The organism is Anaerococcus hydrogenalis DSM 7454 (genome assembly GCF_000173355.1).
Lineage (GTDB): Bacteria > Bacillota > Clostridia > Tissierellales > Peptoniphilaceae > Anaerococcus > Anaerococcus hydrogenalis.
The window spans coordinates 1-20,424 of sequence record NZ_ABXA01000028.1 but is presented as its reverse complement, the minus strand read 5'-3'; the positions used below and the strand labels follow the sequence as shown (position 1 = coordinate 20,424).

The following is a 20,424-nucleotide window of genomic DNA, read 5'->3' as shown; positions in this document are numbered from 1 at the left end:
ATTGGATGATGGAAAAATAATTAATTCAACTGATATAAGACAGATGGTAAGAGATGGGGAAATTGAAAAGGCAAACAAGGACTTGGGTCACCCTTTTAAAATGCAAGGAAAAGTTATAAAAGGAGCTCAAAGAGGAAGGCTTTTAAATTTTCCAACAGCAAACCTTAAGCCATCTTTTAAATATACTACGGCAAAATCTGGGGTTTATTTTACCAAGGTAAATATTGATAGGGATTTTTATTATGCCCTAACAGATATTGGAACAAATCCAACTTTTGAAAATAAAGAAGTAAAAATTGAAACCTATATTATGGATTTTTCAAAAAATATTTATGGAAAAAATATAAGTATAGAGTTTTTAGAATATTTAAGACCTGATTATAAATTTAATTCAGCTGATGAGTTAATCGAGCAAATGGAAAAAGACAAAGAAACTGGCAGAAAATTAATGGAAAAATATAATAATAAAGCTTAGCTAGAAAGTTAAAATACCAGACCTAGATTTGATGCTAGATCTGGTATTTTTATTATTTTAAATTATATTTAATCCTGATAAGCAAAAATAAAGCTTATTTTAAGGCCTGGCTTTTTATTTTTTATAATAAATTTTCCCTCATGTAATTGTGCAATTTGTTTGGATATAAGTATACCTAAACCGTGCCTTCTTATATTGGTCAAATCTTCCTTATAAATTTTTTCTATAATATTTTCATCTAATCCACTTCCTTCATCTAATATAGTAATATTTATTATATGATTAGAATCGGAAATAATAAGTGTGATTTTTCCGTTAGTATAGGTAAGAGAATTTTTTAAAATATTTTCTAGCATCCTATAAAATAAAATAGGGTCCATTTTGATTTTTATATCTTGGTTTTTCATCCTGTTATCAAAAATAATTTCTTTTTTTGGATTTTCATTTAATTTATCTACAATAAGTTTTCTAATTATTTTTATAGGGCTTTCCTTAGAAAAATTTTCTCTATCTATGTTAGAAAGTGATAAGGTGAGATTTAAACCCTCTAAAATATTTGAAATTTTTAAAACTTGGTCTTGTATATTTTTTAAGTCAATATTTTCCCTATTATCCTTGCTTATTTCCCAAGAAATTTTTGCTAGGGGAGTTCTTACGTCATGGCTTAAGCCTCTAATCCATTTTTCTTGAGATTTTTTTAAATTATTATATTTTTCATTGGCCCTATTAATAGAAATAGCCAAGTCTTTTAATTCTCCATATTCATCTAATCCTTCATAGTCATTCTCATATAGGCTGTCAATCGCTTTTTGAAATGGTAGGATATTTTTAAAAATATTTTTAATATCAATCCTATAAAATATATAAACAAATACGAAAAATAAAAGTACAAATAAGGCAAATAGTTGTAAATTAAAAATGAAATCTTTGTAATTATAATAGTTAAAAGGAAATTTATCCAAAGAATCTTTAGGATAGGCAAATAAAATCAACCCATCTCCTGCTATGTAAGTAAAAACAGGATAATCTGCCAAATAAAACCTAGTAAACCTTGCCACATCCGTAATATTAAACTTATTCTTAACTTCTTTTGGCTTATTAAAACTCTCTATAATTTTTCCATCCTTATCAAGCCTTATAGACCAAATGTTTTTTTCTTCTAAATATTTTTTATTTTTATCATTTAGATAAGACTTTCCTTTATTTGCTTTTACATAAGTATAAAGATCATTAGGATTTTCATACTTATTATTTAGCCTGTAGTTTAAATAAAGGAAGGTCATAAATAAAAAAAAAAGAAAAAACATCAAAAATAAGATCCTAAAAACTATTTTTTTAAACCTTTTTAAAATATAATTAAACATTTCTACCCCTTATCAACTAGCTTATAACCAAGTCCCTTTATAGTTATGAGAATTTTTGGATCTCTTGGATTATCCTCAAGCTTTTCACGAAGTCTATATATGTGGGTTATCAGGGTGTTTTCATAACCGTAAGAATTTTCCCAAATATGGTCTAAAATCCTATCAATTGAAACAATCATATTTATATTTTCACATAAATAAGAAAGAATTTTAAATTGGGTGGCAGTTAGAGAAATTTCTTTTTCGTTTTTTATTAGAATCCCCTTATCTTTATCAAAAATTACTCCTCCCAAATTGATTTTTTGATTACCCTTAATTTTTTTACTTCTTCTTAAAACAGCATCTATTCTCCATAAAAGCTCATCAGGGAAAAAAGGTTTGACAAGATAGTCATCGGCCTTGTTTTTAAAACCTTCCTTTCTATCATCTATTCCATCAAGGGCAGATAAGATTATAACAGGAATATCAGAACTTTTTCTAAGCTCTTTTAATAAATCAAAACCACTCCCATCAGAAAGCATTAAGTCTAAAACAAGTAAATCAATTTTAAAATTTTCTAATTTAAACCTGGACTCCTTTAAATTTTTTGCAGTATAAACTTTTTTAAAACCCTTATTTTTTAAAAAATCATATAAATTTTCTAGTAAAATTTTTTCATCATCAACTATCAAAATATTAAAATCTCTTTTATAATCCATTTTAAACTCCTAACAAGCTAATTATACAACAGATATTTAATAAATTTATCATTGTGATGTAAAAGTGAGCTTGTTTAAAGTTTATTTTTATCTTTTTCTGTTAGTTTATATTTAGGAGGGAAATTATGGAAAAAATATTGGAAATAAAAAATTTAAAAAAATCTTACAACAATAAAAGAGTCTTGGATATAGATTATTTAGAAATTAAAGAAAAATCAATCTATGGTTTAATAGGAAAAAACGGTGCAGGTAAGTCGACCCTAATGAAAATTGTACTAGGTCTTGTAAAAAAAGATGAAGGTAGAGTCAAAGTTTTTAACCAAGAAGTAAATTGTAAAAATCAAAAAAAATTAAATAAAAATTTGGGTGCCCTAATTGAAAATCCTTCTTTTTATGATCATTTAACAGGATATGAAAATCTAGAAATAATATCAAGCCTAAAGGGGGTAGATAAAAAAGAAATCTCAAAAACTTTAGACCTTGTAGGACTTAAAAATGTAGAGAAAAAGAAAGCTAGAGAATATTCTTTGGGAATGAAGCAAAGACTAGGAATTGCCATTGCCCTAATAGGAAGTCCTAAACTTTTGATTTTAGATGAGCCGATAAATGGTCTAGACCCTCAAGGGATAGAAGAGATGAGAAATCTATTTAAAAATATTGTAAAAAATACTCCTACAAGTATTTTAATCTCTTCACATATCCTAGATGAAATCGAAAAAATTTCAACGCATATTGGTATACTTAAAGAAGGAAAATTGACCTACAATGGAAGTTTAGAAGAATATAGAAGACTTCATCCTCCATTTATATCAATGATTACATCCGATAACAAAAAAGCCTTGGAATTAATAGATCTTAATGAAGATAATCTAAAAGGAAAAAAGATTATTTTAGGAAAAAAATCAAACCAAGAAATTGGTCAAATAGTAAACTTTTTGCATGGCAAAGTAGATATTTATAGGATAGAAGAAGAAAAAGAAAGTCTAGAAAAACTATTTATAGAAGAAAGCAGGTCCTAAATGAGAAATTTAGAAAGAAAAAAATACAAAAAACTTGGAATAAACTTTTTGATAGTAATGGTATTTATTGGACAAATTTTTATTGTGGCAGGTCTTAGTCATTCTAATACTTTCTTAAAGGCCAAATATCCCCTATTTTTCATTCTTGACACATATTTATTTATATCTTTACTAATAAATCCTATATTAATTTCATCTCTTGTAAAAAAAGTAATTGAAATTGAAGAAAAAAATAAGATGTGGCAGTTGCAAATAAGCCTTGGTGAAAATGTAAATTCTATTTTATTAGAGAAATTTAAAAACTTATCTTTAAAATTATTTTTATTACAAATAATTGAAGCTCTCATCTTTATTAAACTAGGAATTTCTTCAGATAAATTTATTATGAATAATGATGTGATTTTGAGATTTGTACTTGTAAATTTATCTTCTTTTATAATAAATTTATTCTTCTTGGGATTTTTCATGATAATAGAAATGAAAACAAAAAAAGTCTACACCCTATCTTTTTTTTCATTAGTAGGAGGCCTTACTGGTGTAATAACAATGCTTACATCTAAAATTTTATCCTTTATAAATCCTTTTGCTTGGATGGCAAGTCTTTTGAATATTTCCTATGTAAAAGAAGGAGATAAATTTGTTCAAGTATTAAATCCAACAAATTTTTATACCCTAATTATAGCTCTTGTATTTTTAATACTAAGCCTTATATATCTAAAAACAATGAAATCTTATAACTTATACAAAGACTAGGAGGAAAAATGTTAAAATTAGAATTAAAAAAAATTAAATTTATAAATATTTTTATGGTAAGCCTAATCATCCCCTTACTTGCTAATATTTTTGGATTAATAAATTATATGGGAAATAGGGGGACTTTAAGCCATCAGTGGCAAAGTTTGTGGACCCAAGTAAGTTTATTTTACTTTTCCTTTTTTTATATCCCTTTAATAGCAATAGTAATAGGAAGTCTATGGGCAACAGAACATAAGGCTGGACTTAAATTTATAAGATTAAGCCCAAAGAAAAATATTTCATTTGTAATAGGAAAATTAATTTTGGCTTTTATAATAATAAGTCTTTGTCAATTATATTTTTTAGCCCTTTTTTATCTTGGTGGAAAATTTATAGGAAATTTTTCTTCTATAAATTTTGACATATATTTTTATTATATAAGTCTTAGCATATTATTGGCACTGCCAATAATTGCGATTTTTGGAGCTATAGCTATAAGAATAAAATCTTTTGGAATAACAGTTTTTCTATCAAGTATTTTTACAATTGTGGGATTTATAACAGCATTTAAATCTTTAAAAATAATAGGACTTAGCTTTCTTGCGATTGAATCTAATAACTTCAGATTAATAAGTATAAATGATTTTCTTATATTAGCTTTTTTTTGCAGTAGGTGAGTTAATATTATTTTTGTATCTTTCTAATAAATTTTTAAAGTACGAAAATTAATTTTAGATAAAATTTAAATATTATTTTTCTTTGCAAAAATAAAGATATTTGGTATAATATCAAAGATACCTTAACTATGAACTAAGCTTCCTCAGACTATTTCATGGTTATGGCGAATAAATTTTAGGAGGATTTTATGTTAAATAAAGATCAAAAAACACAAATTATTAAAGAATTTCAAAAAGACGAAAAAGACACAGGTTCACCAGAAGTTCAAATTGCTATTCTTACTCAAAGAATTAAAGAACTTACAGAACACTTAAAAGTAAACAAAAAAGACCACTCTTCAAGAAGAGGACTTTTCAAAATGATTAGACGTAGAAAAGGTCTTTTAAATTATTTAATGAATAATGATATTGAAAGATATCGTGAAATCATTGAAAAACTTGGTTTAAGAAAATAGTTAAATATGACGGGAATTATCCCGTCTTTTTTGTAGTTAGGAGAAAAAATGGAAAAAACTTATGAATATAAGTCACAAAATGGCTCTGATCTTTCAATAACGATTGGAAAGGTTGCTGAGCAAACTAATGGAGAATGTCTCATTAGAAGTGGAGATACAATTTTATTAGTTACTGCTGTAGCGAGTGATAAGCCAAGAGAGGGAATAGATTTTTTCCCACTTATTTGTGACTATCAAGAAAAACTTTATGCAGTTGGAAAAATCCCTGGTGGATTTATTAAAAGAGAAGGAAAGGCATCTGATAAGGCTATTTTAATTTCTCGTCAAATGGATAGACCTTTAAGACCTTTGTTCCCAGAAAATTTTTACAATGATGTTCAAGTAATTGCAACACCATTTTCAGTAGATGAAGATAATGAACCAGATTGTATGACAACAATTGGTGCTTCAATTGCCCTTGGAATTTCTGATATTCCTTTTTATGGACCAGTTGCAGCTGTTTCTGTTGGATATGTGGATGGAAAATTTATTGTAAATCCAAATAAGGACCAAAGAGAAAAATCATCTCTTGATTTAACAGTTGCAGGAACAGCTGATGCAATTAACATGGTTGAAGCTGGAGCAAATGAATTATCAGAAGATGAAATGCTTGAGGCTATGATGGTAGCTCATGCAGAAATAAAAGAAATTTGCTCTTTTATCCAAACAATTATCGATGATATCGGCAAAGAAAAAATGGAAGTTGCTGAAGATGTAGAGACAGAGCTTCAAAGAAAAATAAAAGATAAGTACACAGAAGATATTAAAAATTCTATTAGAACAACAGATAAGGTTCAAAGAGAAGATGATATCAATGCTATTGAAGAAAAATGTAGGGAAGACTTCTTAGAAGAATTTCCAGAAAGTGAAGATGAAATTCACAAAACTGTAGATTCTATTATGAAAAAAGAAGTTAGAAGAATGATTTCTATTGATAAAATTAGACCTGATGGACGTAAGATGAAAGAAATTCGTCCATTATCAGCAGAAGCTGGACTTTTGCCAAGAGCTCATGGTTCAGGTTTATTCCAAAGAGGTCAAACTCAAGTTTTATCAGTTCTAACTTTAGGTTCACCTGGTGAAGAACAAGTAATTGATTCAATGAATAGGGAAGAAATTACAAAAAGATATATTCACCAATATAATTTCCCACCATTTTGTGTTGGAGATATTAGACCACTAAGAGGACCTGGAAGACGTGAGGTAGGACACGGACACTTGGCAGAAAGAGCTTTGATTCCAGTTTTACCTGATACAAAAGATTTTCCTTACACAATAAGAGTTGTAAGTGAAGTTTTATCATCAAACGGATCATCTTCACAAGCTTCAATTTGTGGATCAACCTTATCACTTATGGATGCAGGAGTTCCTATTAAAAAGCCTGTTGCAGGAATTGCCATGGGCTTAATAAAAGAAGAAGATTCAATTTCAATTCTTACAGATATTCAAGGACTAGAAGATCACCTTGGAGATATGGACTTTAAAGTTGCAGGAACTAAAGATGGTATCACAGCCCTACAAATGGATATGAAAATTTCTGGAATTAATAAAGAAGTCTTACAAGAAGCCTTAGCAGATGCCCATGAAGCTAGACTTAAAATTCTTGATGTAATAACATCAGCAATTGATAAACCAAGAGAAGATTTATCAAAATATGCTCCAAGAATTTTTTCCATCGATGTAGATCCAGAAAAAGTTAGGGATGTAATTGGTGCTGGTGGAAAAACAATTAATAAAATAATTGATGAAACTGGTGTAAAAATTGAAACAGAAGATGATGGACATATAACTGTTGCAAGCAATGATGGAGATAGTGGAAAAAAAGCTATCCAAATGATTAAATCAATTGTAACAGATCCAAAAGCTGGAGATATTTACGAAGGTGAAGTAAAAAGAATAATGAACTTTGGTGCCTTTGTAGAAATTGCTATTGGAAAAGAAGGACTTTTACACATATCTCAAATTGATACAAAAAGAACAGAAAAAGTTGAAGATGTATTAAAAATTGGTGATAAGGTAAGGGTAAAGGTAACAGAAATTGATAGGCAAGGAAGAATTAATCTTTCAAGAAAAGCCCTATTAATAGAAGAAGAGAAAAAACAATCTAAAGAAGACTAATTTTTAGATTATATAAACTAACTACAAAAATATGGTATAAGGTGAATTTTTAAATTTACCTTATACCAAAAATAAAATTTTGTAGAAGTTAAAAAGAAGGCTGCCAAATTATAGGCAGTTTATTTATTTTCCTTCTTGTTATATAATTTATATGAGGTGAATATGGCAAATACAAATAATAACAGGAAAAGAAAAAAATCTAAATATGGGAAAAAATCTCCAAATCCTAAATTCAACAAGAAATCATTTTCTATTTTTTGTATGTTTATATCCTTGTTAGGATTTATTTTTTTAATCCTACCAAATACTGGAAGTCTTGGAGATTTTATTACATATACAAATTTCAAAATTTTTGGATTTATGTCCTATTTTGTTTTTGCTTTTATTTTTACAAGCTTTCTATTTGCCTTTAGGGATAAGTTTAAAGAAAATCTTAGGGTATTTAATATAATTTTTATACTAATCATTCTTACAATGGCAATACTTTCTCTAAAATATCTAGGCAAAAATTTAAATATTTCTATAAAAAATACCCAGACTTCACTTAAAAAATCAGGTGGATTTCTAGGTACTTATATTGGATTTTACTTGGAATCTTTTATAGGAAGTGCTGGAATAATTATTTTTTATATACTTATGTGGATAGCCTTAGTAAAAAATATGCTAGGCTTATCCTATAAGGATTTTTTGTCAAAAATAAAGGAAAAATCTCAAATTATTGGAAATATTCTTTGGAAATCATATATGAAAATTTCCAATAAAATTAAAACTTATTTTAAAGAAAAAAACTTAAAAAATAAAAAGTAAAAAAGAAAGTAGAAAAAAATCAAATCCAAAAGTTGAAAATCTAAATTCTACAAAAAAAATAGTAGAAAAAGAAGATGTTGAAGAAGATATAAATGATGATTTTGACCAAAGATTTGAAAGAGCTAAGATAAATTCTTATAAGTCAAAACAAGTTGACCTATCAGATTTTGACCAAACTTTTAAAGAAGAATACACCCTAAATTATAAGTTTCCAAAACTTGATCTTTTGGATGATAGGGACCATGAAGGTGAGGTTGATCAAGTTGATATTAAAGATAAGGCAAAAAGAATTGAAGAGTGTCTTGATTCTTTTGGAATAAAATCAAAGGTTGTTCAAATTAATATTGGGCCTACTGTAACTTGTTTTGAGCTAAAACCTCAAAGAGGAGTCAAGGTTTCAAAAATTTTAAATTTATCTGATGACTTATCTCTTGCTCTTGCAACAAGCGATATTAGAATAGAAGCTCCAATTCCTGGAAAAAGTCATGTAGGAATAGAAGTTCCAAACTCAGTAAAAGAAGTTGTTGGCTTAAAGGAAATGATAGCAAGCGAAGAATTTATAAAAAATAATAAAGAATTACCCTTTGTTTTGGGTAAATCTATATCGGGATCACCAAAAGTTTCTGCAATAGAAAAGATGCCCCACCTTCTTGTATCGGGAGCTACAGGATCTGGAAAAAGTGTTTGTATAAATACAATTATTATGTCAATTTTATATAAACATTCTCCAGACGAGGTGAAATTACTTTTAATAGATCCTAAAATTGTAGAACTTTCAATTTATAATGGAATTCCACATTTGATTATGCCAGTAATAACAGATCCTAAAAAAGCCTCATCATCATTGTTTTGGGCTATTAGGGAAATGGAAAGACGTTACAAATTATTTGAAGAAAATCATGTAAGGGATATTTCATCCTATAGAGATCTAACAGAAATTGATGATAAAATAGAGAAATTACCTTATGTGGTCATAATAATTGACGAGCTTTCTGATTTGATGATGACAGCTGCAGGAGAAGTTGAAGATTATATTACAAGACTTGCCCAAAAATCAAGAGCCTGTGGAATACATTTAATTATAGCAACCCAAAGGCCAACAGTTGATGTAATAACTGGTACAATAAAAGCAAATATTCCATCAAGAATTGCTTTTGCAGTAACAAGTCAAATTGATTCAAGAACAATTCTTGATATGAGCGGGGCAGAGACCCTTTTAGGAAAAGGAGATATGTTATTTTCTCCGTCAGATGCAATGAAGCCTATGCGTATCCAAGGAGCCTTTGTATCAGATTCTGAAGTTTTAAGAGTTGTAAATTATATAAAACAAACTCGAGAAGAAGAATATGATAAAGATGCCATGGAAACTGTGGAAGAAAAAACTAAGGTAGTTGAAAATGATGATGAGGATGAACTAATAAATGAGGCTATAGAAATTATTATTAATGAAAACACTGCTTCAGTTTCACTTTTACAAAGAAAATTAAAGGTTGGTTATGCTAGGGCTGGAAGAATTATTGATCAGCTAGAAGCCCGTGGAGTTGTTGGTGGATATGAAGGAAGTAAGCCTAGAAAAGTTTTGGTAGATCATAGCTATTTAGAAGGAGAGTAAAATGAATATAGCAAACAAAGTTACAACAGTAAGAATGATTTTGGTGCCAGTTTTTGTGGTATTATATTTAATTTTTGGTAGAATGTATAATGTTGCTGCTATCTTATATGCAGTTGCATCTTTAACAGATGCCCTTGACGGTCATCTTGCAAGAAGTAGAAATTTGGTTACAACTTTTGGAAAATTTATGGATCCTTTGGTAGATAAGATTTTGACCATGGCAGGATTTGTGCTTTTAACTTCCACAAATATAATTCCAAGTTGGGCTGTAATTTTGATAATTGCAAGAGAATTAATTATCACAGGTCTTAGAACTCTTGCAGCAAGCAACAATATTACAATTGCCGCAAGTAAGGGTGGAAAAGCAAAAACAATGAGCCAATGTGTATCAACAGTTTTGTTACTTGTAAATAATCCTAGCCTAAATACAATAGGACTTGTATTATTTTATGTAGCAGTGATTTTGACAGTATTTTCAGGAATTGATTATTTGGTTAAAAATAAAAAAGTATTAAATTTAGATGATATATAGATTTTAAATAAGAAAGGAAAAGATATGGCAGGCGAAAAAGATAAAGATAAAGAAAAGGCCCTAAGTCAAGCTTTCAAAAATATTGAAAAAAAATATGGTAAGGGTGCCATAATGAAAATGGGCGAGGCTCCAAAAGTAGATGTTACAGTAATTCCTACAGGAGCTATAAATCTTGATATGGCACTTGGAGTTGGTGGACTTCCAAGAGGAAGAGTTATAGAAATATTTGGACCAGAATCTTCAGGTAAAACAACCCTCACTCTTCACTGTATAGCTGAAGATCAAAAATTAGGCAATACTTGTGCCTTTATAGATGCAGAACACGCAATGGATGCTGAATATGCAAAAAGGTTGGGTGTAAATATTGATGAATTAATTTTGGCTCAACCAGATACAGGTGAACAAGCACTTGATATTGCAGAATCTTTGGTAAGGTCTGCTGCAGTTGATTTGATTGTTGTCGATTCAGTTGCTGCCCTTGTACCAAGAGCAGAAATTGAAGGTGAAATGGGAGATAGCCACATGGGTCTTCAAGCAAGACTTATGAGTCAAGCCTTAAGAAGATTAACAGGAATTATTTCAAAATCAAATACAACAGTAATTTTTATCAACCAATTAAGAGAAAAAATTGGTGTTATGTTTGGAAATCCTGAAACAACAACTGGTGGTAGGGCCCTTAAATTTTATTCTTCAGTAAGACTTGATATTAGAAGAATAAAAACTATCCAACAAGGCGATAACATGGTTGGAAATAGAACTAGGGTAAAGGTTGTAAAAAATAAGGTGGCTCCGCCATTTAAAGTTGTAGAATTTGATATCATGTATGGAACAGGAATCTCTAAATCTGGTGTAATTTTAGATTCTGCCGTTGATAAAGATATAGTAGAAAAAGCTGGATCTTGGTATTCTTATAATGGAGAAAAACTCGGTCAAGGTAGGGAAAATGTAAAACAATATCTTGAAGAAAATGAAGATATCTTAAATGAAATTGAAAACAAATTAAGAGAAAGTATAAATCCAAATTCTAATAAAGAAGAAAAAAAATGAAGAAGAAATCCAAGAGGATGAAGAATAAAAAAATAAACACGAATTAATAGAAAATTCTATTGTTCGTGTTTTTTATTTGTCAAATAGGCTTAATTGTTTGTGATCTTTTTTTGATAAATTTGATAAAGAAATTCCAAGAAGCCTTAATTTTTCATTAGAAATAATTTGATCTAATAAATCTTTTCCAATTTCAGAAATTTCTTCTTTTTTTGAAATAGGTGATGAAAGGGTCAAAGATTTGGTGTGGGTTTTAAAGTATTCAGTTTTTATTTTTAAATTTATAGTGTAGGCTTTTATATCTTTTGCTTTCAAATCATTTTCAATTTTTTTAGAAATTTCATCTATATAGGCATATAAGATTTTCATATCCTTGGTATTTTTTCTAAAGGTGAATTCTCTTCCTATAGATTTTCTTTTTGAAGAAGTTTCAACCTTTCTCTTATCTTCACCTCTTATAACCTTATAGATATATCTGCCCTGTTTTCCAAAAAGAGATTCTAGAAATTCTTGGTCTAATTTTAATAAGTCTTTTACTTTATATATTCCTATGTCTTTTAATTTTTCAACCGATTTATTTCCAAGTCCGTGGACTTTTTTTATATCTAAGTCTTCTAGTATATTAGGTATATCATTTTCATTAATTTCTTTAATTCCAAAGGGTTTGTTCCAGTCACTTGCAAGTTTTGCTAAAAACTTGTTGTAGGAAATTCCTATAGAAACCCCAATACCCGTTTGTTTTAAAACTTGATTTTGAATTTTTTTTGCAATGATTTTTTTATCTTCATTATTATCAATAAAAATATAAGCTTCATCAATTGAAACTTGTTCTTTAATATGGGAATAAGATTCTATAATGTCAAAAACTTCTTTTGATTTTTCCTTATAATAAGTCCTATCTACCTTTATAATAATTAAGTTTGGGCAAAGTTGTCTTGCAATAAAAACTGGCATAGCAGAATGGATTCCGTATTCTCTTGCCTTATAATTTGCAGTTGTAATTATTGATTTATTAGAAAGTCCTCCCACAGCCATGGGATGATTTTTTAATTTTGGATTTCTTAGCTCTTCACACGATGCATAAAAGGCATCACAGTCTATATGTAAAATTTTATTCATGATATCACCATTGTCATTATACTATAATTAATAATTTGTGAAATTGTTTTATAATGGACTAAAAGGGTTAATATTTGTTATAATAAGCTAAGGTGATTAAATGAGAATAGATAAGTTTTTAAAAAATTCAAGAATAATTAAAAGAAGACAAGTTGCAAAGGATGCCTGCCTAAATGAAAGAGTAAAAATCAATGGCGATATTGCCAAGGCGGGTACAAATGTAAATCCTGGTGATATTATAGAAGTAAGCTTTGGAAAAAGAAATCTCAAGGTTAAGGTTTTAGACTTAATTGATGGTGCTAAGAAAAACGATGCTGGTGAGATGTTTGAGGTTATAGATGAATAAGTACGAAAGATATATAAAAAATAGGTCTAAAAAAAATACTAGATTTTTAATCATGGTTTTTCTTGTATTTATTTTAATATTTTTTCTAACAAGAGCCTTTAATAAGAATATGAACAGGCAAAGACTTAGTTTAAAAGAAAATATTACCGAGACAAATACAAAAATTTCCAAGGTAAAAAAAGAAATTGATACTATAAAAAAAGACTATGAAAATAGAAACACAGATGACTTTAAGGAAAAAATTGCTAGAGAAAAGCTTGGAATGATTAAGAAAGACGAGTATGTGTACAAAGACGAAAATAATAAGTAGCTTTAAAAATACTGTAGAAAAACATAGGCTTATTGAAGAAAATGATACCATAATTGTTGGGGCAAGTGGGGGACCTGATAGCCAATTTTTAATCTATTTGTTAAATGAGTTAAAAGATTTTTATAAGATTGATATCATCCTTGCTCACTTAAACCATATGCATAGAAAAGATGCGATTGATGATGAGAATTTGGTAATAGAAACTGGGAAAAAATTATCTCTTAAAACTTATGTTTCCCACAAATCTATGGATGATTATGCTAAAGAGAAAAAAATTTCATCAGAAAATGCCGGAAGAATATTAAGGTATGAATTTTTTAATTCGCTTAAAAAAAAATTATAAAAATGCAAAAATTGCGGTAGCCCATAATATGGATGACCAGGCTGAAACTGTTCTTATGAGAATTATAAGAGGATCAGGCCTTGATGGCCTAAAGGCTATGGATTATAAAAATGGCCCTATAATAAGGCCCATAATGGATTTTAAAAAAAGCCAAATCCTAAAATTTTTGGACTATAATAAGATAGACTACCATATAGACTACACAAATTTACAAAGAGACTACACAAGAAATAAGATAAGACTTGATATAATACCACAAATTGAAAAAATAAATCCTAATTTCAAAAAGTCCTTGGTTAATTTATCGGAAGTTTCAAAAAATGACTATGAAATCTTAAAAGATATAGAAGATGAGATTTTTGAAAAAATTCTTGTAAAAAAAGTAAAAACAAATTAAGTTTTGATAAAATAAAGTTTGAGAACCTATCAGATCCTTTAAAAATGAGACTAATAAGAAGGGCTATTTTTGTTTTATATGGAAATATTAAAGATTTTTCAAAGATAAATATAGAAGAGTTACTTAAAATTACAGACCTTGATACTGGTAAAAAAATAATAAAAAATAATTTGATCTTACAAAAAAATTATAAGACTTATGACTTTTTTATAAAAGAAAAAGAAAATAAAGAGAAAAATCAAAAAGAAATATATTTGAAAACAAATGATGAAAAAACTTTTGACTCTTTTAAGTTTAAAACAAGTATAATATCTTATGAAACATATAAAAAAATTGAAAAAGGGAAAAGAAAATTTTTTGCTCTTGATGATTTGGATGATATTTCAATTAAGGTAAGGTATAGGATAAATGGAGATTATTTTACCTACCTTAAAGATGGTAAGAGAAAAAACTTAAAAATTATTTTATAGACGAAAAAGTAGATAAGAATATTAGAGATAAGATTCCACTTTTATTTATTAATGATAAGCTTTGTCTTATTGTGGGTAAAAGACGAAGTGAGGATTTTAAGGTAAGTGAAAAAAGTAAAAAATTTTAATGGTAAGCGTGGAGGAGTTATGAAAACCGATTTAGAAGAAATTATAGACCAAGTGCTAATTGATGAGGAAAGCTTAAATAAAAGGATAAAAAAACTTGCAAATCAGGTAAATGAATATTACGAGGACAAAAACGAATTGGTACTTGTAGGAATTTTGAAAGGCTCAATTATGTTTATGGCCCAACTTGCCAAAAGTATTAAAATCAATTGTACCTTAGAATTTATGGATGTATCTTCATATGAAGATGGGACAGAATCATCAGGAAATGTAAAAATAATAAAAGATTTGGACACTGATATTTCTGGAAAAGAAGTTTTGATAGTAGAAGATATAATTGATACAGGAAGAACTCTTGATGCCCTAAGACATTCTCTAATAAAAAGAGGAGCAAATTCTGTAAAAATTATAACCTTATTAGACAAACCTGAAAGAAGGGTAATAGAGATAAAACCTGATTGGTCAGGCTTTAAAATTCCAAATGAATTTGTAGTAGGATATGGACTCGATTACCAACAAAAATATAGAAACCTACCCTTTATTGGAGTTTTGAAAAGAGAAGTTTACGAGTAAGATAAAGATTAGAAAAATTTAAAAAATTTGGCTTTCTTTCATTTTTGAAAAAAGCCTTATTTTTTAAGTTAAAATAAAAAATAGGAGGAAATATGAACAATCAATTTGACAGATTTATAATATTAATTTATTTAGGACTAATAGCTTGGCTTGGTTATAAATTTTTTAAAAGCATTAAATCCAAGAAAAATTTAGAAGGTCAGGTAAAAAGCTTTGGCAAAAGATCAAGTACAATGGAGTATATTTTATTTGGACTTTTAATTTTAACAGGTGCAATAAACCTATACCAAGGTATAAAAACAAATAATAAATCAGCCTTGATGACAGCATCTGTAATGATAGTTATGGGCCTTGTATTTTTCCTAAATACAAAGACAAAAATATATATTGCTGAAAACGGAATTTTATTAAATGATTCTTTCTTTACTTATAAACAATTAAAAAGATGGGGCTTTGATAAAGAACGTGGAAATTTAGTTATATTAACAAAAAAAGACCACCAAGAAAGCCAAGAATCAACCCAAGTTAAAAAAGAAGATATAAATGAAATAAATAATCTAATTAGAAAATACAAACTAGGCAAGTAATCTTGAAAAAATCAACAAGATGATGTATCATAAAAGAGTTAATGTTTAGATTATAGAAATTTAGGAGAAAATATGCTACTAGTAGTAGATGTCGGCAATACAAATACAGTAATTGGCGTTTACAATAAAAAGAAATTAAAAACAAAATTTAGGATAACTACAAATCAAGTTGTAACTAGCGATGAATTAGTGCAAATTTTATATAATATTCTTGCAATCCACAAAATTGATAAGGATAATATAGAAGATACAATCATCTCATCAGTAGCTCCAGATGTTTTATATTCTTGGCAATCTGCAAATAGGAAATTTTTTGGCAGAGAAGCAATAATTGTAGGAATAGGAACAAAAACTGGAATTGATATAAAATATGATAATCCAAGAGAAGTTGGAGCTGATAGGATTGTAGATGCTGTTGCAGCTTATGAAATGTATGGTGGACCTACTATAGTAGTAGATCTTGGAACGGCATCAACCTTTGATGTTGTAAATAAAAAAGGCCAATACTTGGGAGGATCAATTGCCCCGGGACTTAAAACAAGTCTTGATGCTTTGATAAATAGAACAGCACAACTTCCAAGAATTGAACTTCATGATCCAAAAACAGCCATTGCAAAAAGCACAACAGAGGCTATAAATGCTGGAATGATTTTTGGATATATTGGTCTAATAGATGGAATAATCGAACAACTAATAAAAGAAATTATAAAAAAAGAGAAGATATCAAAAGAAGAAATAAAAATAGTTTCAACAGGAGGCTATTCAGAACTTTTGGCATCAGAATCAAGATATATAGAAATAGTAGAAAATGATCTTACTTTAGAAGGCTTAAGATTAATATATGAGAGAACAATTAAAAAATAAACAAATAATGCTTGCTCCCTTGGCTGGAGTTTCAGATGTTGGTTTTAGGTTGATCTCAGAAAGATATGGGGCAGACAAAACATTTACCGAAATGGTATCAGTAAATGCTCTTTATTATGATAACAAGAAGACTAATGATCTTCTTTTTATTTCAGAAAATGAAAAAAATTGTAACATACAATTATTTGGATCAAAACCTGAAGTAATAGAAAAAGTAATTAAAGATAAAATAAATTATATAGAAAAATCAAAAGAAATTTCCTTTAATATGGGTTGTCCTGTGGCTAAAATCACTAAAAATGGTGAGGGAAGTCAACTTATGGCAAATCCAAAATTAGTTGAGGAAATTTGTAAAACTTTGAGAAAATCTACTGACAAAAAATTAAATATAAAATTTAGGCTAGGAATTGATGATAAACATATAAATTACCTAGATATAGGAAAAATTGCCCAAGATACAGGAATTGATTATGTAATTTTACATGCAAGAACAAAAGATCAAATGTACTCTGGAAATGCAAATTGGGATCATATAAGAAAATTAAAAGAAAATCTACAAATTCCAGTTATAGCTAATGGGGATATTTTTTCAGTAGAAGACTTTATAAATGTAATTGATCTTACAAAAGCTGATGGAGTTATGCTTGCAAGAGGAGCCATGGGTAATCCTTTCTTGTTTAAAGAAATAAAAGATTATATAAAAACAGGAAAGTATAGTAAGCCAAGCCCTATAGAAATTATTGATCAACTTATAGACCAATACAAATTGGAATTAAAATATAAAGAAGAAAAATTAGTAGTAACTCAAATGAGAAAGCACCTATCATGGTATATAAAAGGACTTGAAAATTCTAGTAAAATACGTGATTTGGTTAATAAATTAAAAACAATAGATGAAGTGATGGATGAGCTTGAAAATTATAAATCCACACTGAAAGGATGAGAAAATGACAGAACAAAAAGAAGTAATTCTATCAAAAGAATATTTACAAAAACTACAAGACGAATTAGAATATTTAAAAACAAAAAGAAGACCAGAAATTGCTGAAAAAATTAAAGAAGCAAGATCATTTGGAGACCTTTCTGAAAATGCTGATTATGACGAAGCGAAAAATGAACAAGGTGAAGTAGAATCAAGAATTGCAAAAGTTGAGGATATGATAAGACATGCAAAAACTTTTGAAGATTCTACAAATAAAGATGAAGTAAGTGTAGGAAGTAAAGTTTTAATTCACGATGAAGAATTTGACGAAGATTTTGAATATAAAATTGTAGGAACTGCAGAATCTAACCCACTTGAAGGATTTATTTCTAATGAATCACCAGTTGGTGAAGCCTTGATTGGAAAGAAAAAAGGGGATAAGGTAGAAGTAGCTACACCAAACGGAAAGTGCTATTATACAATTAAAGAAATAAGATAGGAGTGAATATGGCAAATAAAAATCAAGACCTAAATGAAATGCTTCAAATAAGAAGAGAAAAGCTAGAAAAATTAAAAGCTGACGGTAAAAATCCTCACGCAATTGTAAATTTTAGAAATAGAACCCTATCAAAAGAAATTAAAGATAATTTTGAAGAATTTGAAGGAAAAGTTGTAAGAGTAGCTGGTAGAATTATGGCTAGACGTGGTCATGGTAATATGAGTTTTATGGATGTGCAAGATTCTCTTGGTCAAATTCAAGTTGTAAATCGTAAAAATGTTATGGGTGATAATTTTAAAGAAACAAAGGGCTATGACATTGGAGATTTGATTGGAATTGAAGGTAAAGTTTTTAAAACCAACCAAGGAGAAGTTTCAATTGAAACAGAACATGCAGATTTATTGACTAAATCTTTACAAATTTTACCAGAAAAATGGCACGGATTAAAAGATCCTGATATTAGATATAGGCAAAGATATGTTGATTTAATCGTAAATCCAGAAGTAAAAAATGTTTTTGTTTTAAGAAGTAAAATAATTTCAGAAATCAGAAGATTTTTAGAAAACAGAGGTTTCTTGGAAGTAGAAACTCCAATTTTAAATACCATAGCAGGTGGAGCTACAGCAAGACCATTTATAACTCACCACAATAGTTTAGATATAGGAATGTATTTAAGAATTGCATCAGAGCTTTATTTAAAAAGATTGATAGTTGGTGGATTCGATAAGGTTTATGAAATAGGCAGAATGTTTAGAAATGAAGGAATGGATGCTACCCATAACCCAGAATTTACAACTATGGAATTATACCAAGCCTATGGTGATTTTGAAGATATGATGGAAATCACAGAAACTATGGTAGAAGATGTAGCAAATAAAGTTAAAGGATCTACAGTTGTTGAATTTGACGGAAATGAAATAGAACTTAAGGCTCCTTGGAGAAGAGTTTCTATGATTGATGCCGTAAAAGAATACTCTGGAGTAGACTTTAACGAAATTACAGAGTACGAAGATGCAGTAAAAATTGCTAAAGAAAAAGATGTAGAAGTTAAGGATTCAAGAGGCGAAATCATTGCAGAATTTTTCGATGAATTTGTTGAAGATAAACTTATCCAACCTACATTTATAGTGGATTATCCAGTAGAAATTTCACCACTTGCAAAAAGAAAAAATGATGATCCTAGCTTAACTTATAGGTTTGAAGCCTTTATAAATGGTTCAGAAATTGCAAATGCCTTTTCAGAATTAAATGATGCTGTTGATCAAAAAGAAAGATTTTTAGACCAAGTAGCAAAAAGAGAAGCAGGCGATGACGAAGCTCAAATGATGGATTATGATTTTGTAAATGCTCTTGAAGTTGGTATGCCTCCAACAGGTGGACTTGGAATTGGAATTGATAGGTTAATTATGATTCTTACAGGTCAACATTCAATAAGAGACGTCCTACTTTTCCCAACAATGAAGCCAATAGGCTTAGAAAAGGCAGAAAATGGGGATTCGTCAAAAGAAACTTACGAAACTTACGACAAACTTACGACAGAAAAAATCGACTTTTCAAAAGTAAAAGTAGAGCCATTATTTGAAGATATGGTTGATTTTGATACATTCTCAAAATCTGATTTTAGAGTTGTAAAAGTCAAAAACTGCGAAGAAGTTCCTAAGTCAAAAAAACTATTGAAATTTACATTAGATGATGGTTCTGAAAAAGAAAGAGTTATTTTATCTGGTATTAAGGAATATTACAGTGCAGAGAGCTTAATTGGAAAGACATTGCTTGCGATTTGTAATCTTCCTCCACGTAAGATGATGGGAATCGACTCAGAAGGTATGATTATATCTGCAATTTGTGAGTACGACGGAGAAGAAAAACTTAACTTAATAATGTTGGATGATAATATTCCAGCAGGATCAAAATTATATTAAAGGACACGCTAATTATGAAACTGGGGTTTGTTATGAATCCCAGTTTAATTTTTAGGAGTATGTATGAGATGGATAATTAGAATAATTTTATTACCGATAAGATTAGTGTTGGGTTTGCTCATAGCTTTTTTAACCTTCATATTAAGTTTGAGTACTGCGTTGTTAAGCGTAGTTTCTACTTTGATTTTTATAATTGGATTAGCTAGCATTTTCAAGGAGACAAGCAAATTGTAATTGAAGCACTAATATTAGCATTTTATTTAGTCCATTTGGATTACCTAAATTAGGTGTATATGTTATTGGATTATTAGAATTATTAAACTATACAATAAAATCAATTTAAAGAAAATAAATATTAGACAATCGTAGAC

23 protein-coding genes and 2 pseudogenes are annotated in these 20,424 nt (G+C 28.7%); 22 read left to right on the top strand and 3 right to left on the bottom strand.

Annotated features, from left to right (window positions below):
• The first annotated feature begins 1 nt into the window (after position 1).
• Complete coding sequence (locus ANHYDRO_RS10590; RefSeq protein WP_004814140.1) at positions 2-475, top strand: riboflavin kinase; 474 nt, start codon at positions 2-4, stop codon at positions 473-475.
• A 68-nt stretch (positions 476-543) separates the two neighbouring features.
• Here the strand turns inward: ANHYDRO_RS10590 and ANHYDRO_RS04730 are convergent, their stop codons facing one another.
• Together ANHYDRO_RS04730 and ANHYDRO_RS04725 are read right to left on the bottom strand one after the other, a co-directional pair.
• The gene (locus ANHYDRO_RS04730) at positions 544-1,839 is read right to left on the bottom strand and encodes a sensor histidine kinase (RefSeq protein ID WP_039914094.1); all 1,296 of its coding nucleotides are present in this window, start codon (positions 1,837-1,839) and stop codon (positions 544-546) included.
• A 2-nt stretch (positions 1,840-1,841) separates the two neighbouring features.
• Positions 1,842-2,537, bottom strand: a complete 696-nt coding sequence (locus tag ANHYDRO_RS04725) for a response regulator transcription factor (RefSeq protein ID WP_004814136.1) — start codon at positions 2,535-2,537, stop codon at positions 1,842-1,844.
• A 125-nt stretch (positions 2,538-2,662) separates the two neighbouring features.
• On the opposite strand from ANHYDRO_RS04725, the gene ANHYDRO_RS04720 reads away from it, so the two are divergent.
• From ANHYDRO_RS04720 to recA, 8 genes and pseudogenes are all read left to right on the top strand, one after another.
• A complete protein-coding gene (locus ANHYDRO_RS04720; RefSeq protein ID WP_004814134.1) occupies positions 2,663-3,556 on the top strand; it encodes an ABC transporter ATP-binding protein in 894 nt (297 codons plus the stop codon).
• A complete protein-coding gene (locus ANHYDRO_RS04715) occupies positions 3,557-4,309 on the top strand; it encodes an ABC transporter permease (RefSeq protein WP_004814132.1) in 753 nt (250 codons plus the stop codon). It abuts the gene before it with no gap.
• Positions 4,310-4,317: 8 nt separating this feature from the next.
• A pseudogene (locus ANHYDRO_RS04710) lies at positions 4,318-5,020 on the top strand (ABC transporter permease).
• 136 nt (positions 5,021-5,156) lie between these two features.
• Positions 5,157-5,423, top strand: a complete 267-nt coding sequence (rpsO, locus tag ANHYDRO_RS04705) for a 30S ribosomal protein S15 (RefSeq protein WP_004814129.1) — start codon at positions 5,157-5,159, stop codon at positions 5,421-5,423.
• Between the two features lie 48 nt (positions 5,424-5,471).
• Positions 5,472-7,580: a polyribonucleotide nucleotidyltransferase gene (locus ANHYDRO_RS04700; protein WP_004814126.1), complete on the top strand. Its 2,109-nt coding sequence runs from the start codon at positions 5,472-5,474 to the stop codon at positions 7,578-7,580.
• Positions 7,581-7,742: 162 nt separating this feature from the next.
• Positions 7,743-9,999: pseudogene (locus tag ANHYDRO_RS11445) on the top strand (DNA translocase FtsK).
• A 1-nt stretch (position 10,000) separates the two neighbouring features.
• Positions 10,001-10,531 carry a CDP-diacylglycerol--glycerol-3-phosphate 3-phosphatidyltransferase gene (gene pgsA / locus ANHYDRO_RS04685; RefSeq protein ID WP_004814121.1) on the top strand — a complete coding sequence of 177 codons (531 nt, stop codon included), beginning with the start codon at positions 10,001-10,003 and terminating at the stop codon, positions 10,529-10,531.
• A 24-nt stretch (positions 10,532-10,555) separates the two neighbouring features.
• Positions 10,556-11,578, top strand: a complete 1,023-nt coding sequence (gene recA / locus ANHYDRO_RS04680; protein ID WP_004814119.1) for a recombinase RecA — start codon at positions 10,556-10,558, stop codon at positions 11,576-11,578.
• A 72-nt stretch (positions 11,579-11,650) separates the two neighbouring features.
• On the opposite strand, the gene ANHYDRO_RS04675 is transcribed toward recA, so the two are convergent.
• The gene (locus tag ANHYDRO_RS04675; RefSeq protein ID WP_004814118.1) at positions 11,651-12,694 is read right to left on the bottom strand and encodes a DNA polymerase IV; all 1,044 of its coding nucleotides are present in this window, start codon (positions 12,692-12,694) and stop codon (positions 11,651-11,653) included.
• 100 nt (positions 12,695-12,794) lie between these two features.
• Here ANHYDRO_RS04675 and ANHYDRO_RS04670 point away from each other — a divergent pair, with 100 nt between their 5' ends.
• From ANHYDRO_RS04670 to ANHYDRO_RS11440, 13 genes are all read left to right on the top strand, one after another.
• A complete protein-coding gene (locus ANHYDRO_RS04670) occupies positions 12,795-13,040 on the top strand; it encodes an RNA-binding S4 domain-containing protein (protein ID WP_004814116.1) in 246 nt (81 codons plus the stop codon).
• On the top strand, positions 13,033-13,350 hold the full coding sequence (locus tag ANHYDRO_RS04665) for an FtsB family cell division protein (protein ID WP_004814114.1): 318 nt from the start codon (positions 13,033-13,035) through the stop codon (positions 13,348-13,350). The genes ANHYDRO_RS04670 and ANHYDRO_RS04665 overlap by 8 nt, the downstream gene beginning before the upstream one ends.
• Positions 13,322-13,693, top strand: a complete 372-nt coding sequence (locus ANHYDRO_RS10585) for a PP-loop family protein (protein WP_004814112.1) — start codon at positions 13,322-13,324, stop codon at positions 13,691-13,693. The genes ANHYDRO_RS04665 and ANHYDRO_RS10585 overlap by 29 nt, the downstream gene beginning before the upstream one ends.
• Before the next feature lie 28 nt (positions 13,694-13,721).
• Positions 13,722-14,090, top strand: a complete 369-nt coding sequence (locus ANHYDRO_RS10580; protein WP_244261641.1) for a tRNA lysidine(34) synthetase — start codon at positions 13,722-13,724, stop codon at positions 14,088-14,090.
• A 44-nt stretch (positions 14,091-14,134) separates the two neighbouring features.
• Positions 14,135-14,560, top strand: coding sequence for a hypothetical protein (locus ANHYDRO_RS10575; protein ID WP_004814110.1), 426 nt, complete (start codon positions 14,135-14,137; stop codon positions 14,558-14,560).
• Complete coding sequence (locus ANHYDRO_RS10570; RefSeq protein ID WP_316244740.1) at positions 14,557-14,688, top strand: tRNA lysidine(34) synthetase TilS C-terminal domain-containing protein; 132 nt, start codon at positions 14,557-14,559, stop codon at positions 14,686-14,688. The genes ANHYDRO_RS10575 and ANHYDRO_RS10570 overlap by 4 nt, the downstream gene beginning before the upstream one ends.
• A gap of 19 nt (positions 14,689-14,707) precedes the next feature.
• Positions 14,708-15,259 carry a hypoxanthine phosphoribosyltransferase gene (gene hpt / locus ANHYDRO_RS04655; RefSeq protein ID WP_039914088.1) on the top strand — a complete coding sequence of 184 codons (552 nt, stop codon included), beginning with the start codon at positions 14,708-14,710 and terminating at the stop codon, positions 15,257-15,259.
• A gap of 92 nt (positions 15,260-15,351) precedes the next feature.
• Positions 15,352-15,846, top strand: coding sequence for a DUF5673 domain-containing protein (locus ANHYDRO_RS04650; RefSeq protein ID WP_004814105.1), 495 nt, complete (start codon positions 15,352-15,354; stop codon positions 15,844-15,846).
• A gap of 72 nt (positions 15,847-15,918) precedes the next feature.
• On the top strand, positions 15,919-16,710 hold the full coding sequence (locus ANHYDRO_RS04645; RefSeq protein WP_004814104.1) for a type III pantothenate kinase: 792 nt from the start codon (positions 15,919-15,921) through the stop codon (positions 16,708-16,710).
• Positions 16,688-17,653, top strand: a complete 966-nt coding sequence (dusB, locus tag ANHYDRO_RS04640) for a tRNA dihydrouridine synthase DusB (RefSeq protein ID WP_004814101.1) — start codon at positions 16,688-16,690, stop codon at positions 17,651-17,653. The genes ANHYDRO_RS04645 and dusB overlap by 23 nt, the downstream gene beginning before the upstream one ends.
• A 4-nt stretch (positions 17,654-17,657) precedes the next feature.
• Positions 17,658-18,131 (top strand): transcription elongation factor GreA, encoded by a 474-nt coding sequence (gene greA / locus ANHYDRO_RS04635; protein ID WP_004814098.1) that lies wholly within the window; start codon positions 17,658-17,660, stop codon positions 18,129-18,131.
• Between the two features lie 8 nt (positions 18,132-18,139).
• A complete protein-coding gene (gene lysS / locus ANHYDRO_RS04630; protein ID WP_039914085.1) occupies positions 18,140-20,053 on the top strand; it encodes a lysine--tRNA ligase in 1,914 nt (637 codons plus the stop codon).
• Positions 20,054-20,300: 247 nt separating this feature from the next.
• Positions 20,301-20,396, top strand: a complete 96-nt coding sequence (locus ANHYDRO_RS11440; protein WP_425265745.1) for a CD1845 family protein — start codon at positions 20,301-20,303, stop codon at positions 20,394-20,396.
• Positions 20,397-20,424: the final 28 nt, after the last annotated feature.

Coding starts and splice junctions, on each gene's coding strand:
- ANHYDRO_RS04730 (WP_039914094.1), bottom strand. CDS start 1,839: ATGTTTAATTATATTTTAAAAAGGTTTAAAAAAATAGTTTTTAGGATC.
- ANHYDRO_RS04725 (WP_004814136.1), bottom strand. CDS start 2,537: ATGGATTATAAAAGAGATTTTAATATTTTGATAGTTGATGATGAAAAA.
- ANHYDRO_RS04720 (WP_004814134.1), top strand. CDS start 2,663: ATGGAAAAAATATTGGAAATAAAAAATTTAAAAAAATCTTACAACAAT.
- ANHYDRO_RS04715 (WP_004814132.1), top strand. CDS start 3,557: ATGAGAAATTTAGAAAGAAAAAAATACAAAAAACTTGGAATAAACTTT.
- rpsO (WP_004814129.1), top strand. CDS start 5,157: ATGTTAAATAAAGATCAAAAAACACAAATTATTAAAGAATTTCAAAAA.
- ANHYDRO_RS04700 (WP_004814126.1), top strand. CDS start 5,472: ATGGAAAAAACTTATGAATATAAGTCACAAAATGGCTCTGATCTTTCA.
- pgsA (WP_004814121.1), top strand. CDS start 10,001: ATGAATATAGCAAACAAAGTTACAACAGTAAGAATGATTTTGGTGCCA.
- recA (WP_004814119.1), top strand. CDS start 10,556: ATGGCAGGCGAAAAAGATAAAGATAAAGAAAAGGCCCTAAGTCAAGCT.
- ANHYDRO_RS04675 (WP_004814118.1), bottom strand. CDS start 12,694: ATGAATAAAATTTTACATATAGACTGTGATGCCTTTTATGCATCGTGT.
- ANHYDRO_RS04670 (WP_004814116.1), top strand. CDS start 12,795: ATGAGAATAGATAAGTTTTTAAAAAATTCAAGAATAATTAAAAGAAGA.
- ANHYDRO_RS04665 (WP_004814114.1), top strand. CDS start 13,033: ATGAATAAGTACGAAAGATATATAAAAAATAGGTCTAAAAAAAATACT.
- ANHYDRO_RS10585 (WP_004814112.1), top strand. CDS start 13,322: ATGTGTACAAAGACGAAAATAATAAGTAGCTTTAAAAATACTGTAGAA.
- ANHYDRO_RS10580 (WP_244261641.1), top strand. CDS start 13,722: ATGGATGACCAGGCTGAAACTGTTCTTATGAGAATTATAAGAGGATCA.
- ANHYDRO_RS10575 (WP_004814110.1), top strand. CDS start 14,135: ATGAGACTAATAAGAAGGGCTATTTTTGTTTTATATGGAAATATTAAA.
- hpt (WP_039914088.1), top strand. CDS start 14,708: ATGAAAACCGATTTAGAAGAAATTATAGACCAAGTGCTAATTGATGAG.
- ANHYDRO_RS04650 (WP_004814105.1), top strand. CDS start 15,352: ATGAACAATCAATTTGACAGATTTATAATATTAATTTATTTAGGACTA.
- ANHYDRO_RS04645 (WP_004814104.1), top strand. CDS start 15,919: ATGCTACTAGTAGTAGATGTCGGCAATACAAATACAGTAATTGGCGTT.
- dusB (WP_004814101.1), top strand. CDS start 16,688: ATGAGAGAACAATTAAAAAATAAACAAATAATGCTTGCTCCCTTGGCT.
- greA (WP_004814098.1), top strand. CDS start 17,658: ATGACAGAACAAAAAGAAGTAATTCTATCAAAAGAATATTTACAAAAA.
- lysS (WP_039914085.1), top strand. CDS start 18,140: ATGGCAAATAAAAATCAAGACCTAAATGAAATGCTTCAAATAAGAAGA.